This window comes from Psychrobacter sp. AOP5-GZ1-6, assembly GCF_052376345.1.
GTDB lineage: Bacteria > Pseudomonadota > Gammaproteobacteria > Pseudomonadales > Moraxellaceae > Psychrobacter.
Map to the genome: position 1 here is coordinate 61,094 of NZ_JBQSVP010000002.1, position 13,436 is coordinate 74,529.

Annotated in this window: 24 protein-coding genes; 20 read left to right on the forward strand and 4 right to left on the reverse strand. The window is 43.2% G+C overall.

Features of this window, described 5'->3' with window-relative positions:
• Positions 1-6: 6 nt before the first annotated feature.
• From ACT3RN_RS00775 to ACT3RN_RS00790, 4 genes are all read right to left on the reverse strand, one after another.
• Positions 7-906 carry a hypothetical protein gene (locus ACT3RN_RS00775; RefSeq protein ID WP_444518380.1) on the reverse strand — a complete coding sequence of 300 codons (900 nt, stop codon included), beginning with the start codon at positions 904-906 and terminating at the stop codon, positions 7-9.
• A gap of 8 nt (positions 907-914) precedes the next feature.
• Positions 915-1,157, reverse strand: coding sequence for a hypothetical protein (locus ACT3RN_RS00780; protein WP_444518381.1), 243 nt, complete (start codon positions 1,155-1,157; stop codon positions 915-917).
• Positions 1,154-1,639 (reverse strand): phage regulatory CII family protein, encoded by a 486-nt coding sequence (locus ACT3RN_RS00785; RefSeq protein WP_444518382.1) that lies wholly within the window; start codon positions 1,637-1,639, stop codon positions 1,154-1,156. The genes ACT3RN_RS00780 and ACT3RN_RS00785 overlap by 4 nt, the downstream gene beginning before the upstream one ends.
• A 65-nt stretch (positions 1,640-1,704) precedes the next feature.
• On the reverse strand, positions 1,705-1,929 hold the full coding sequence (locus ACT3RN_RS00790) for an XRE family transcriptional regulator (protein ID WP_443581737.1): 225 nt from the start codon (positions 1,927-1,929) through the stop codon (positions 1,705-1,707).
• A 139-nt stretch (positions 1,930-2,068) separates the two neighbouring features.
• On the opposite strand from ACT3RN_RS00790, the gene ACT3RN_RS00795 reads away from it, so the two are divergent.
• The 20 genes from ACT3RN_RS00795 to ACT3RN_RS00890 all read left to right on the forward strand — a co-directional run bounded on the left by ACT3RN_RS00795 (position 2,069) and on the right by ACT3RN_RS00890 (position 13,180).
• The gene (locus tag ACT3RN_RS00795) at positions 2,069-2,782 is read left to right on the forward strand and encodes a LexA family transcriptional regulator (protein WP_444518383.1); all 714 of its coding nucleotides are present in this window, start codon (positions 2,069-2,071) and stop codon (positions 2,780-2,782) included.
• Between the two features lie 333 nt (positions 2,783-3,115).
• Positions 3,116-3,274, forward strand: a complete 159-nt coding sequence (locus tag ACT3RN_RS00800) for a hypothetical protein (RefSeq protein ID WP_192518059.1) — start codon at positions 3,116-3,118, stop codon at positions 3,272-3,274.
• Between the two features lie 302 nt (positions 3,275-3,576).
• Positions 3,577-3,873, forward strand: coding sequence for a hypothetical protein (locus tag ACT3RN_RS00805; protein ID WP_192518058.1), 297 nt, complete (start codon positions 3,577-3,579; stop codon positions 3,871-3,873).
• A complete protein-coding gene (locus ACT3RN_RS00810) occupies positions 3,870-4,136 on the forward strand; it encodes a hypothetical protein (protein ID WP_444518384.1) in 267 nt (88 codons plus the stop codon). Before ACT3RN_RS00805 ends, ACT3RN_RS00810 begins: the two co-directional genes overlap by 4 nt.
• Positions 4,133-4,384, forward strand: a complete 252-nt coding sequence (locus ACT3RN_RS00815) for a hypothetical protein (RefSeq protein WP_444518385.1) — start codon at positions 4,133-4,135, stop codon at positions 4,382-4,384. The genes ACT3RN_RS00810 and ACT3RN_RS00815 overlap by 4 nt, the downstream gene beginning before the upstream one ends.
• On the forward strand, positions 4,374-4,985 hold the full coding sequence (locus ACT3RN_RS00820; protein ID WP_444518386.1) for an HNH endonuclease signature motif containing protein: 612 nt from the start codon (positions 4,374-4,376) through the stop codon (positions 4,983-4,985). Before ACT3RN_RS00815 ends, ACT3RN_RS00820 begins: the two co-directional genes overlap by 11 nt.
• Positions 4,982-5,155, forward strand: a complete 174-nt coding sequence (locus tag ACT3RN_RS00825; protein WP_444518387.1) for a hypothetical protein — start codon at positions 4,982-4,984, stop codon at positions 5,153-5,155. The genes ACT3RN_RS00820 and ACT3RN_RS00825 overlap by 4 nt, the downstream gene beginning before the upstream one ends.
• On the forward strand, positions 5,155-5,814 hold the full coding sequence (locus ACT3RN_RS00830; protein ID WP_444518388.1) for an ATP-binding protein: 660 nt from the start codon (positions 5,155-5,157) through the stop codon (positions 5,812-5,814). Before ACT3RN_RS00825 ends, ACT3RN_RS00830 begins: the two co-directional genes overlap by 1 nt.
• A 20-nt stretch (positions 5,815-5,834) precedes the next feature.
• Positions 5,835-6,644 carry a hypothetical protein gene (locus tag ACT3RN_RS00835; protein ID WP_444518389.1) on the forward strand — a complete coding sequence of 270 codons (810 nt, stop codon included), beginning with the start codon at positions 5,835-5,837 and terminating at the stop codon, positions 6,642-6,644.
• Between the two features lie 165 nt (positions 6,645-6,809).
• Complete coding sequence (locus tag ACT3RN_RS00840; protein ID WP_444518390.1) at positions 6,810-7,409, forward strand: hypothetical protein; 600 nt, start codon at positions 6,810-6,812, stop codon at positions 7,407-7,409.
• A complete protein-coding gene (locus ACT3RN_RS00845; protein WP_192518050.1) occupies positions 7,402-7,800 on the forward strand; it encodes a hypothetical protein in 399 nt (132 codons plus the stop codon). The genes ACT3RN_RS00840 and ACT3RN_RS00845 overlap by 8 nt, the downstream gene beginning before the upstream one ends.
• 9 nt (positions 7,801-7,809) lie before the next feature.
• Complete coding sequence (locus ACT3RN_RS00850; protein WP_192518049.1) at positions 7,810-8,223, forward strand: hypothetical protein; 414 nt, start codon at positions 7,810-7,812, stop codon at positions 8,221-8,223.
• Complete coding sequence (locus tag ACT3RN_RS00855; protein WP_192518048.1) at positions 8,220-9,194, forward strand: exodeoxyribonuclease X C-terminal domain-containing protein; 975 nt, start codon at positions 8,220-8,222, stop codon at positions 9,192-9,194. The genes ACT3RN_RS00850 and ACT3RN_RS00855 overlap by 4 nt, the downstream gene beginning before the upstream one ends.
• Positions 9,181-9,432, forward strand: coding sequence for a hypothetical protein (locus ACT3RN_RS00860; RefSeq protein WP_444518391.1), 252 nt, complete (start codon positions 9,181-9,183; stop codon positions 9,430-9,432). The genes ACT3RN_RS00855 and ACT3RN_RS00860 overlap by 14 nt, the downstream gene beginning before the upstream one ends.
• Positions 9,425-9,841 carry a hypothetical protein gene (locus tag ACT3RN_RS00865; protein ID WP_192518046.1) on the forward strand — a complete coding sequence of 139 codons (417 nt, stop codon included), beginning with the start codon at positions 9,425-9,427 and terminating at the stop codon, positions 9,839-9,841. The genes ACT3RN_RS00860 and ACT3RN_RS00865 overlap by 8 nt, the downstream gene beginning before the upstream one ends.
• Positions 9,834-10,109: a hypothetical protein gene (locus ACT3RN_RS00870; protein ID WP_192518045.1), complete on the forward strand. Its 276-nt coding sequence runs from the start codon at positions 9,834-9,836 to the stop codon at positions 10,107-10,109. The genes ACT3RN_RS00865 and ACT3RN_RS00870 overlap by 8 nt, the downstream gene beginning before the upstream one ends.
• Entirely contained in the window at positions 10,102-10,245 is a 144-nt protein-coding gene (locus ACT3RN_RS00875; protein WP_192518127.1) for a hypothetical protein, read from the forward strand. Before ACT3RN_RS00870 ends, ACT3RN_RS00875 begins: the two co-directional genes overlap by 8 nt.
• An 11-nt stretch (positions 10,246-10,256) precedes the next feature.
• Positions 10,257-10,475, forward strand: a complete 219-nt coding sequence (locus tag ACT3RN_RS00880; protein WP_192518044.1) for a hypothetical protein — start codon at positions 10,257-10,259, stop codon at positions 10,473-10,475.
• 325 nt (positions 10,476-10,800) lie between these two features.
• On the forward strand, positions 10,801-12,267 hold the full coding sequence (locus tag ACT3RN_RS00885) for a tyrosine-type recombinase/integrase (protein ID WP_444518392.1): 1,467 nt from the start codon (positions 10,801-10,803) through the stop codon (positions 12,265-12,267).
• Between the two features lie 52 nt (positions 12,268-12,319).
• Entirely contained in the window at positions 12,320-13,180 is an 861-nt protein-coding gene (locus ACT3RN_RS00890) for a hypothetical protein (protein WP_444518393.1), read from the forward strand.
• The last annotated feature ends 256 nt before the right edge of the window (positions 13,181-13,436 follow it).

Genomic DNA, 13,436 nt, shown 5'->3' on the forward strand with positions numbered 1-13,436 from the left:
GCTTTTTTATTGCCCAGCTTTTTCCTTTTTATCTTTTAAATGATCCAGCGCTTGCAACATATCGCCAAGATCATGAATCTTTGCTTGCTGCTTTTCTTTATTTGGAATAAATATCCAGCCCTCAGTTGTTGAACCACTGAACACGGTATAAATATCCAAGTCGTGCTTACGCATGATCGACATTACATTTCTTGATGCCACCTTAGCCGAACACGTTAAATCACTTGCCAGCACTAGCTCTCTGCTCAGTAGCGCTTGTAGCAGCAAATTCTTATCGCTGATCGTGCCACTGATCGCCACTTCTGACTCGTACCGTGGGAATGCGTCGATAGCATAAAAAGACACGCCTCTTTGATTGCAGCGCACACGAGCCACTTTTAACCCCAGATTGCTTCTGATATGCGAAATATCGGAATATTGCTGAGAATACTCACGCTGCCTCTCTATGCTTTCGTCCTGCTGCAATACCTCTATAAACTCGCCAGCCTTTAGTTTTGCTACGATTGGCACACGACGCGCCTTGGCTTCTTTATACTCGCCAGCCTTAAAACCAAGCGCTCTACCTCGTGTAGTTGGTTTAGCTACCTTTTTAGCTACCTTTAGCTGCTTAGCCGCTGGCTTGGTGCGATCACCCTTCTGACGTAACTCAGCGGTGCCGTTATTGAGATTAAACATCGCATCAAGGAATGCATCTTGTGCTTTCGCTTCACGCTCTTTTCTAGCTTTCTGCCTTGCCAGCTCACACTCGTTCACATCATCAATGATGGTTTTTATCTTCACGCTTGGATCATCCAAGTTTGTGATGCCGACGTTTTTAGCAAACCACTCAACTGCATCGATTGGTGTTGCTGTGTCGCTGACTTTTGGATAACAACTCATATCCGTAAAAACTTGCTCTCTTATCATGACTTCCCTCAAAATCTATAAATTGTGAATAGCACGAGTGCCGCGGCTGCTACATGGACGAGGATATAAACAACTTTCCAAAATGCCGCTTGGTCAGCTTCCTTGTCTCTCTTTTCCTGCTCGCATTCATCGATGGTCTGACGTGCCAGCCTTGCCTTGCGCTCATACTCTTGTTCACGCTCTAAGTGCTCGCTGGCACGTTTTGCGCTGAACTGCTCGCAGGGTAATAAGTCGTCGTCGGTGATTTTCATTTTCCGAACTCAGCCTGCCAGCGAGCGACGATATGCGGGTTGTCGCTGGCGTGTTTTTCATCAACGTGCTGAGCAAGCGCTTGTAGTTCAGACAATGCTGTTTGTATCTTTGCTTTAAGTGTCACACGCTGGTCACAGCTGATTTGGCCGTCTTCAAGCGCCTGGTGTAGCTCGCTCATGACATCACCTTGGCAGGCTGATGCAGACAGCGCGGTCATGATTAAGTCGTCCTTCTTTGCTGCCACGCCCACTTCGCAATACACTCCACCCAACCGTTGCGCCATTGACTGAATGATGCCGTGATCGCCCGTGAACTCCATGATTGCCACAGCTTCATCTAAGCGCAGATGGTGAGCTGTCGCATTTGGATTGACTTTGTTGTTTAGAATGGTGACTGACATACCTAAGCGCGTTGCTAGTGCGGCTGACCCGCCATGCGTGGTGCTGTGTACTGTTTTGTGCGCTGCATCTATTACGTCCATCGTAACTTTCCTTTTCATTTGCACGTTTTCTTTGAGATTTTTTAGGCTTAGTATTTATGAGAGGGTTAAGCTTCTTCTGATTGTTCGTTAAGAAAAAAATCACATAGACCGTGATAAGTAAGCTCGCCATCACTAGCATCGGCTAATCGTTTTAGCGCTAACAGCGGCGGCACTTTTCGTTTGTGAATTAAGTGAGTGTTGATATAAGCGATCGAAAATTCGCTATTAGCAGCAAACTCTTCACGCTGGGACTGGCTCAGGTTTGACCAATAGTCATATAAATCGCTCATTTGATACCTCGGTATTAATAATATGGATAAATACTACCTCACAGGTATAAATAAGTCAATAAAAATAATACCTAGTAGGTGATTTTACCTCTAAGGTATAAAAAGGCATAATTGCCATACAGGATAAGGAGCGCAAGATATGAGCAAGGTATTTTCAGGTATTGAGACAGTAAGGCGTGATAATGCTAAAGCGTTAATATCTGACAGCGGTCTATCTCGTAGAGAGTTCGCTGATAAATCAGGTATTAATTACGCACTACTAGGGCATTACATCGGCAAGAATCCGACCAAGGCTATTGGTGATGAGACAGCGCAGAAGATAGAGGCATTTTTTGGTAAGCCTTCTAACTGGTTAGATCATGAGCATGGCAGCAACCAATTAGAGCTTGAGGCTATTAGAAGTAGCGACAATGTGAATGTGACTGATAGCACAGACGGATTAATACCTATTCCTTTATATGGCTTGTACTTTTGCTGCGGTGATGGAAATGGTAGCTATGACTGTGAATTTGAGGACATAAAGGGTACGCGAAACTTCCACCCTTCATTTTTCAGAGACAAAAATATTAAGCCTGAGCATTTCAAGTTGGTGTGTGCTGCCAATGGCAGTATGAGTCCGTATATTAATGATAAGGATGAGGTAGGTTTAGACGTAAGTGCTATAGAGGTGAATGACGGCAAGGTTTACGCTATATTGCTAGATGGCGATAGAATGTTTAAGCAGATATTTAGAGAGGCTGGCGGTGCGTTAAGATTGCACAGCTTTAATGCGGATTACCCAGATAGGTTGGTGACTGCTGACAATCACGACAGTCTTATCATAGTAGGTGAGCAAGTATATAGGGCAGGATAATGGATTATTACTATTACTTCATCGATCACATAACCAAGTTTGCAAAGCCGATAGACAGCCCTCCTTTTGGTTGGTGTGTGTATAAAGAAGATTTATTTGACATTTAACCGCTATTATTAGCGGTTTTTTTATACCTAAAAATAATACCTGACAAATCGTTCAGGTATTTTTTTGTGCTTAATTCTTAAAACAATACCTCATAGGTATTGACATAAAACTACCTAGTAGGTATCATAACCACATCGCAAGGCAAAACGCAGACGATGCAGCGATCACTAGCTGTCAATGCTGAATTAACCAACGGTCTATGACCACTACTGCGGAGGTAAAGGAATGGAATTTGAATTTACGGTATTTCTTGATAGCGGCGAAGAAATTACAACAACTGAATGGGTTCATGACGTTGACGAGCGCATGGAGGATTTGCGCGAACAATACGGCGAAGATTGCCACGCTGTTAGAGCAAAGCCTTTGAATCAGGAGAACGCATGAGCGAAGTAGATATAAGGGTGCTTAACGCGTATAGAGCAACATCAATCTACACAGTCAACGCGGTAAAAGCAGCAATAGAGGATATGGGGCAGAGTTTAGCGACCAGTTAGCCGCATCAGCAATGCAAGGACTTATTCAAGCCCACGCTGGCAAGCAAGTGAGTAGCGTCAGAATAGCGGAGTCAGCAGTACAACATGCCGACGCTTTAATCAAAGCGCTTGGTACTAACAATCACCCATAAAAAAGCCCCAATCAGCACGAACTGAATGGGACATAACACTCTACTACGGAGTAATTAGATTATGACAGGTTTATTAGAACGAATCAACACTGGCAGACACGCCAGCCCAATCGAACTATCAGGTTCAGAATTAGCAAAAGACGCCTTACGTGGCCGCAACCATGATGACAGTTTGATTTTATGCGCTGTGTCAGATGTTAGTGATGCAGATGCAATTGATGAAATGTTTGTCACGTACATTCATTGCTTTCACGGTACGCAGTTTATATCCGACCTTGGTGTGCCGCACCTATACGCAGTGCCAGTCAGCGAGACAGGCAACCCATTAACCAGTAGTGAATTAAGGAGAGCAATGTGAATAAGTTACTAGTCAGCCTATTACTGGCAGCCGTTGGAACATGGTCAGTCATTGCTTTTGCAGTCGCGCCAAACGCTGTAGACAGCGAATTTGCAAATCAAGATGCACAAGTCGAGCGTCACAAGTTGATGCTGGCAGGTTACTACGAGGACAGTGATTTTGATGCTGACCTCGATGATGTTGAGTATGAAGCGTCGGATCAGGCAAAGACAGCGGCACATGCAAACAAGGTTATCGCGGAAGCGTATGGGAGAAAGTCATGAGTAAGGATAGAAGTATTAACGCCTTAAATGGCCACTTGCACGACCAGTTGGAACGCCTTTTAAATCCAGATATGGAAGAGAAAGACTTGGATTTAGAGGTTAAGAAAAGCAAGGCGGTTGCTTTGGTTGCAGCGCAAATTATTGATGGTGAGCGAGTGGTTAATCAACGCGCCAAGTTGATAGCAGACCATGCTCCCGCAAAACTCGAAGAGTATTTGATGCCGCAAGGAGTTACCTATGAGCCATGATAGTCGCAAACGCGCCCCTATTGCTTATTCTGATATTGAGCTGGCATGGATAGAAGTTAATCAGGCAGGTATCAGCAGAAAAGAGCTGTCTCAAAAGTTTAATGCAAAATTTAATCGCAATGTTGCTCAGCAAAACATCACTGGTCTTTGCAAAAGAAATAAATGGGCAAATGGCCGCGATACTCGCATGAAGAAAGGTCAGAAGTCATGGAATAAAGGCGTTACTGGTTACATGGGTGCTAACAAAACTTCATTCAAAAAAGGAAGCGTGCCTCACAACCATAAGCCTGTGGGCTACGAACGAATAAGAGATGACGGCTATGTCACAGTGAAAGTCGCAGAGCCTAACAAATTCCGCCTCAAGCAGTTAGTGGTTTGGGAAGCGCATCACGGAAAGCTAAAGAAGGGTTATAACTTGCGGTTTCTGGATAACGATAGAACCAATTGCAATATCGACAACTTGATGCTTATACCGCGTGCGGTTAATTCAATAGTCAATAATCGCAATCCAGCCAATACACAAAATAGCGACCTCAATAAGTCGATATTACTCACAGAAAGCATTGCATGGCATGCAAATAAGATGGAGTGCGAATTATGAGTGACTACCAACAAGCCCAAGCAGGTTTTGAATGGATGGATCAGGAAGAGCAGCACTGGTTCGCTAAAAATATCAGCGAGCAAGCCAGCGCCGAAGCTGAAAAACAAATGATGGGCCAGATGCTCGCGCAGTTTGATAGCGTGTTTGGTCTTGGTGAGGAGAGTATCTAATGGCTATTACTACTTTTGTGCTCGGAAACTCAGGCGAAGGTAAGTCATTCAGCTTGAAGCACTTGGACCCAAATCTAGTGGGCGTTATCAACGTCAACAACAAGCCACTACCCTTTCGCGGTGGCCACAAATTCAAAAAAATGGCGACTGACAACGCTGAGCGCATTAAGCAAGTCTTGTTGCAGTCGAAAGCACCAGTCATTGTCATTGATGATTTTCAGTACGTCATGGGCAATGAATACATTGGTGGCGCTAATCAAAAATTCACTGGTGACGCTGCTTTTCAGCGCTACAACATCATGGCTTATAACGCCTGGTCAATAATCAACACTGCTATTCGTGAAGTGCCAGACGATAAGCGCGTTTATATCCTCTCGCACATCCAAGAAGATAACGGTAGAAGCAAGATTAAAACCATTGGCAAGATGCTCGATGACAAGATCGTCCTAGAGGGCATGGTAACAATGGTTTTGCAGACCACTATCCAAGACAACAGCCACTTCTTTATGACCAAAAATAACGGCTTCAACACCGTTAAAAGCCCTGAAGATATGTTCAAGTCTGACCTTATTCCGAACGACCTTAACGCTGTAGATGATGCTATTTGCGAATACTACGGTTTACTTAAAAACCCATACCAACAGCCAGAACAGGCTTAATTTTAAATCAGGAGCAACACATGAATCAGCAATCACAACAAGCCTTTTGGCAACTGGATAAATCGAAGGCCGCTAAAGTTGGCCAGTCAAACTACATCACTGGCGATACTAGCGATGTTTATAAAATACTTAGCGCAGCATGGAAGACCAACACTCGCATGAGTCCGGCTGTTCATAACTTAACGGTTCATATTATGAACGCCGATAAATCAACCGCCATGATTGAAATCCCTTACGCTGACGAATCAGGCAAAAGCTGGTCAGGCGAAAACATCATTAACGCCATGATGCTTTGCGCCAACGTCCCTTCACTATCACAAGTGCAAGGCTCGCACCAAGAGTACGACTTCGATCAGCAAAAGGACGTAACCGTCAATGGCATGGTGGCCCCTGAGCTGGCTGGCAAGAAGGTCGGTATGTTCTTAACTGATAGATACTACTTTCATAAAACGAAGTTTGAGGTTAAACGCGGCGCACCTGATCTTTTCAATGTCTTTGACGCTGAAACGCGCCAGTTACCGCATGAAAAGGCTAATAACCAGCCAGCAAACCCCGAGGCGTTTAACACCGTGACTGAGGCAATGATTAAGTACAGCGCGAAGTCTAAAGAGAAGGCTGAGAACGAAGCTGCAATGAACGGTCAGCCGCAAAATGGTTTCAATAATCAGATGACTAATCAAGGTGGACAGCAAAACAATAGCGTTACTTATCAGCGCGGGGCGCCAGCGCAGCAGAGCAATAACGCGCCAGCCAACAACCCTGCCATGAATGGCGGTGGTCCAGTAGATGACGATATCCCGTTCGCCCCTCATTTTGACGGTCAGTTTTAACTTTTTGGAATAACGATTTGCAGCCGTAAGCTGCTATTCGTTGATGGCTGAAATACCACCGTACAGGTGGCTTAGAAATCACCAACTAGCTGATGCCAGTTGCCCAAACTTTTATCACCGCATAGGTGACTTATGCAGCAACTCTACCCTACTACGGAAAACATTATGAACACAAAAGCAGCAACAATTATCGATATTAAGGCGACCGACACAACCAGGTACGCCCAAGCGACGCAGGTGGCATCGTCGCAGATCATGTTCACTGATACAAATCAGGGCATTATTGAAGTAAACCCCAAGAAGCCTTGGGAAGAAAGCCATCATCTCTGTTATGTAAGGCGCTCAATCACAAGCGAGCAAAAAGGCTTGTACGGCATTCATCACAGGGAGCTGGACGGCGCTGACTACTACAAAAATGTCTTAAATGATGTTATGGCCAATGTTGAGACAGATTATATCGTCTGCCACGACGCAAAGCAGATCATGCAGCTATTGTCTAACGCTGGCGTGCCGGTCGATGCTTTTGATTTTATTTGCATGTCATCGGTCACCAAAAAGCTTTATCCAAAACTTGGTAGCTACACGATACCGACGCTGATTTATGAGTTTTGCGAAAACACCGCTATCGCTTGTATGCCGCACAACTGGCATGGCCGTCACGACATTGAGTTTATGCGCGAGATATTTAGGCAGGTCAGCGTCTTAAATGGCCTGCACACGATGCAGGATTGGTATGAGTTAAGTTTGGAGGTGGCGCATGGATAGCGATAAGTTGTTGGAATGCTCGAAGTTTAGTCACTTGGTTTTATTTAAAAAACCACCTTGTGATATCGGTAGTGTCTTGCTGCACCTGCCGACCAGTAGTTATAAGTACGATCTTTACTTTCATCTGTGCGACGAAGATAAGGTAAGGGTGTCGTTATGGCGGTACTTTTCAAACTCTTGGCACAGCGAGATGCAAGATAGCGTGACGGTAACAGTTGATGATTATATCGAAAATATGCACGTTGTCGATGAAGCTTTGTCGAAAGTACAGGTCAATGTCTTGACCAACTGCGCGTGGATCGATCAGCGCGACGCACAATCTATTTACAAGCACTACAAAAGCTTAGCGTCGAGTGCAAAAACAAAAAAGCAAATGGATATGTTTGCATAGGAGCAACCAATGGCTAAGGCTAAAAACCGTGATAAGCGCAAGAAGGTAGCACAGCGCAAGGCTAATCAAGCCAGCGCTGGCAAGGCTGAATACTACGACGGGTATCTACGCATACCGCTCGACAACATGCTAGACGGTGACGAGGTACGCAACCGCTCAGTGTTTGTTGGCGAGTGGCACGCTAAACGCGCTGAGATACTAAGCGAGCCGCGACTCTTTAAAGTCACAGCGCATATCTTTAATAGCAAAGGCGATAAGGCAGTTGCGACTATCGACTATCAAAGCGCTGGCACGAATGAGAGCATCGCAGAAGCCGCTACTATGGCTTTTGACGCTGCTAGAAATGGCACGGCTGATATGAATATGCGCGAGTCCTATATTGTGGTTCGCGCTCAACGGAATAATAAGGAATTAAAGGTATGAACACGCCAGCAATGATTATAGATTTTGAGGCGACCGATGTTAGCAAAGAGGCTGAAGCGACACAGCTTGGGTATCGAAATGTTTATTTTGACCACACTGATAACTGTTTATCAGCGGAGGTTATTTACGATACAGGCAGTATCGCCAGCCACACAGTCAACTGCAAACCTGACCGAGCAATCAGTTATGGCGCAATGGCAGTCAGTCACATTACGCCAGACGACGTAAAAGATTATCGCAATCATAAGATGGTGGTACCGCAATATCTACCAGTTGGCGAGGCTTATATCATCGGCCATAACGTCGATTTCGATATCCAAGTCGCTGCTAATGCTGGCGTCGATGTTAGCCAGTACAAACGCATTTGCACGCAAGCGCTGGCGCGTCGATTGCTGCCGAACTTGGATAGTCACTCACTAGGTGCACTCACCTACGCGATTAATCCTGATCTGGCACGTCAGTATTGCCGCAATGCTCATAACGCTGGTTACGATGTGACGTTTACGCTATGGCTGCTGGAGGAGATATGCGAGATTGGGTTCTTCACCAGCATGGAACAGTTATATCTTGCCAGCGAATCAGCTAGAACACCTATCGTTTTTGATTTTGGCAAGCATAATGGCAAGGCGATTAAAGAAGTGGCTTGCCACCCTAAAGACCGTGAATACTTTGACTGGGTTTTCGACAATATCAAAGACAAGCCGTACTTGATCAAAGCGTGTCGGCAGGCAGTAGATAATATTAAGTTGCTTAATTGGCGGCATGAGCGAGGCGGTTTGCCTGCTATTGCTGAGGTTGATAACGGCGATAGCTATCATATATGTTCAAGACCTGACGCGCCAGCACCGTACATCGCTATCAAGAAAGCTGGCGGGCAAGTGGTTGATGATGCTTATTTTGACAACACTAACGATGCAAAGGCTTGGTGCAATAAGCATTTCAACATGGGAGCTTTTTATGAAGAAGAATAGTGAAAAAGTGGTTGTCCGGACCGTTTCGGTTGATGGTCGTGAACTAACGCACATTGGCACTCAAAGCGGCATTGAGCTTTACCAAGATGATAAAGCTGCTGAAAACATTTTATATGGCGTGAAAGACTATAAGGTTCTTTTTACGATAATGGCTGAGTCTCTAACCGAGGTTGGACATACCGTCGAATTTACGATGCTTACAATTGATGATGAAAGCGATGGAGTCAGCTGTGAATAATAAAAAAGAAGTGAATGGTAGGTTTTTTGATGCTGAAGTAAGGTGCGAGAGGTTTATCCCTATCTATATGTGCTTGGCTGAACGACCAAGCCAAGACTTGATGGACGCTGTGCTTGAAGAAGATGGTATTTACGATCTGCTAGACCTACCCCACGATATTGAACCATCGGACGTTTATGAGGTGTTGTATCACACGGGCAAGTTTGGTTTTCTGGCTGAGTTTGCCACACCCATACCTATACATTTTGGAGAAGGTGGTAGATCGTGGACTAGCGGCTGGGGTTATTATCGAAAGAAATGGTTTTACGCCGATGATATCGAAAGCCTTGAAGATGCAGCGGTTGAGTGGGCGCAAGATCACTTTGAAGAGTGTAAGGCTGAGTCGATGAAGGAGAAGCAAGGTGGATAAAGAACGCATAGACAAGATGGCGCTTTCCAGCGGTCTTGAACATAAAAAACTTGATGATGGCTCGATGGGTTTTCGTCCATACATCTACAAGTTTGTTGAGCGCATCGAAAGCCATCTTTCTCATAAGTATGACGAGGCACGCAAAAAGGATCAGCAAGACTTAACGACACTGCGGCAGCGAGTCCAAAGTTTGGCTGGCGAGAATATCAAATTGCGTGCTGCCATTGGCAATGCGCGTGAATGTTTAGATGAGGTGTCTAATGGGTGATGCTAATTGTCCTGAATGTGGCGGCGGTTATACCTGCCAAGATCAGGTTACGGATGGAGAAGTGGTAACAGCGACTTGCCGCGACTGCAAAACCGAGTTTGAGGTTGAGGCAAGTGTTTCTTTTAATATGGCTTGATGGAGAATGACATGACAGGCGTTTACTATACGACAAACGACATTAAAGATATTTTTGGCTGGAAGTCTGACAATACTGTTTATCGAAAACTGAACTCAGGGTTTCTTCCTAAGCCCGATTTACCGGGCAATCCAAACAAGTGGTTAAAATCCAAAATTAATGCTATTGTGAGTCCTGATTGCGATACGAGTGTTAATCCTGACTTTGGGACCAAACCTAGCGTTAGTTAGTCACCACTTTTAGTAATAAGGGTATCTATAAGGGTATTAACCACTGATAAATATAATAAATATATATTTATCAGTGACTTATATTATAACTTCGAGTCTTGGTGGGCGCACCAATCATTGTATTTAGACATAACCTCGCATTACCTCAAGCCCTTTAAACTCCTATCATACCTAGTTATCAGTCCTTATTAAACACTTGTCATTACCTACTAGCACCTCTACAATGTTGTTAAATGCGTTGTTAAATAATATACAACGCCATTTTTTGTTGTTAATTATACAGTGAGGTTGTTGTTAAACCTCTCAACACCTTGAGGTATAAGCCATGACGAGAAAACAAGACTACCGATTAACTGACGCTGGCGTGAAAGCCATTGCCAAACAGTCCACACCTACTAAAGTCACACGCCATGGTGATGGCAACAATTTATATCTTATACAACATCCAAATGGCTCGCTATTTTGGCAAATGACCTACCGCTATCAATCCGATAAAGATCTTAAGCCCAAGCAAAAGACCTATCAGATAGGAATTTATAAGCCAGCCAAACAAGTCATTGATTCTACATTCAAACCAGAAGTGACGCTAAAAGAGGCACGGCTAGCACGTGATAAAGCTCAGGCATTACTGGCTGATAACATCGATCCTACAGAGCATAAAAACCATGAGAAAAATAACTTTGAGCAGAAGGACTTATTTAGAGTTATCGCCAAGAGCTATATCAACGAAAGATCTAGCACCACACCTAAGAATATTCAAAAACTTCATAACTATTTAGATAAGCATATCGCACCGCATATAGGCGACTACCCTATTGGCTCTATTACGCCACAAGATGTCATCAAAACTGGATTAGCCATCCAAACTTACTTTGAAGAACGAGGCAAGTGGACGACCGATACGTCACACAAGTACATTGCCCTGATTAGCTCGGTTTTTGAATATGCTATCAACACATTGGGCTACGATATTATTAATATCGCTTATGGTCGTAATAAAGCATTAAGACCTCACAAAGCTGAACGTATGAAAGCCATTGAGCAACATCAATTCCCAGAGCTGCTGCGCAATATTGACCAATATGGTGCAGACAACCCAAATGCGCATCAACAAACTATCGCAGGCATACAGCTGATGACGTTGTGCTTTGTCCGGACTAAAGAGCTAAGGTTCTTTGAGTGGTCAGAGATTGATTATCATAAAAACGTCTGGCGTATCCCAGCGCATAAGATGAAGATGCGTCAAGATCATATTATTCCGTTGTCACCTCAGGCGATGGCCATTATTGAGCGTATGAGACCTTTGACAGAAAAAACAGGTTATGTCTTTTACAACTTTGAGCGTAGCAAGCCTTATAGCGATGTCTGGTTCAATCAGGCCTTAAAGCGTATGGGCTACACAGGCGACCCCTATCCTAAAATGACTGGCCATGGATTTAGGCAGCTTGCCAGCACAGGACTATATGAGTTGCAATTTAGTCAGAACCTTATAGAGATACAACTTGCTCATCTTGAACAGTCAAGCGTAAAAAAGCGTTATGACCTTTCAGCACATCTAGCAGAGCGACAGATGATGATGAACCAATGGGCAAATCATCTAGATGACTTGCGGGCTGGTAAGGCTGTTAGCTTCGATTTACTCACACCAGATGAAATAAAAATGAAAATGAGTAGTCGTGATAAGCAAGCGGTCGATATAGCTTTGCATGATAAAGATATATTAATGAAAAGCCTACAGGCTAAAGGTGTACCGGATGAATTATTAGGACAGCTTGTTGATTATATTAAATAACTATCAGCTAGTAACTTATAACTTCCATTTGAGATAAAAACTAGGTGATTTCATGGAAAATAAATTGAATACCGATAGTACTATTACTTCGGAAGATATGTTTAATATTAATAATATGATAAATAGGTTGCATAATCAATCTAATGCTATTGAGGTAGTTCTAGGTATGCCTGAAGATATAGGTATAGTTAACAATTTATATAATCATGAGCAATGCACTACTACGCAAAAAAAACATAATTTACTTTTTTTAGAAGATGCTAAAGCTATATCTGTGCAATATGTTCGAGAAAACTTCAAAGTAGATACATCTTACTTTCTCGACAATATAGATAGTTTTTCAACTGAGCACGAAGATAGTGGCTTTGCAGGTAGTAAAGAAGAATATGCATTAAACCAATATATAGGTGAATTATTTAGTAAAATAGCTATTTCTCTGAATGAGCTTTTATCTGATACTTCAAAGTTCAATCATATTTTATCTAAATACTCTTCATCTGAATCTAAAAGATTGAGCTTAAAGTTCCTCGAAGTATTTCGAATATATGCATTCAAAGAGCTATCTTTTATCGCCTATCATACAGAAGCATTCAATATAGCCTTGATGTATCATGACTATGCAATGCAATTGTATTTTAGTAGTAGTAAATCTATCTTTTATGATAGTGCTGACTATTTTAGAAAATTGTCTTCAATACAAGGTACTAAGGCGGCCAAAACAAGATGGGCCCCTCAAGCTGAATATCGTCAACGAAAAAAGAAAGAATATCTTCATATAAAGGTGACACAGGGCTTCAACAAAAATACTAAAGCTGCAAGATACATTAAAGACTATATTGAAACAGATGAGCAACCATCTTACGAGTACGTTTATAAATTACTCTGTGAAGCTACGAATGGAAATTTTTCATAAAAAATTTATTATGCGCGCATAACTATACTAATAAGTAAAATTCTTAATTACTATTACTCTACAGCACTAGCCACTACTGGCCATAACCCTGCTATGGAGTAATAATATGAAACTAAAGAACAGGTATTTGCGAATGTCAGATCTCGCAAACCAACCTGAGCGTCCAGCTCGCAACTACACCACTCAATCAGGTCAACAGCGCACTATTACAGCCAGACCTGCCTCAAGCGGTATCACTGGATTTTCTGCTAAACAT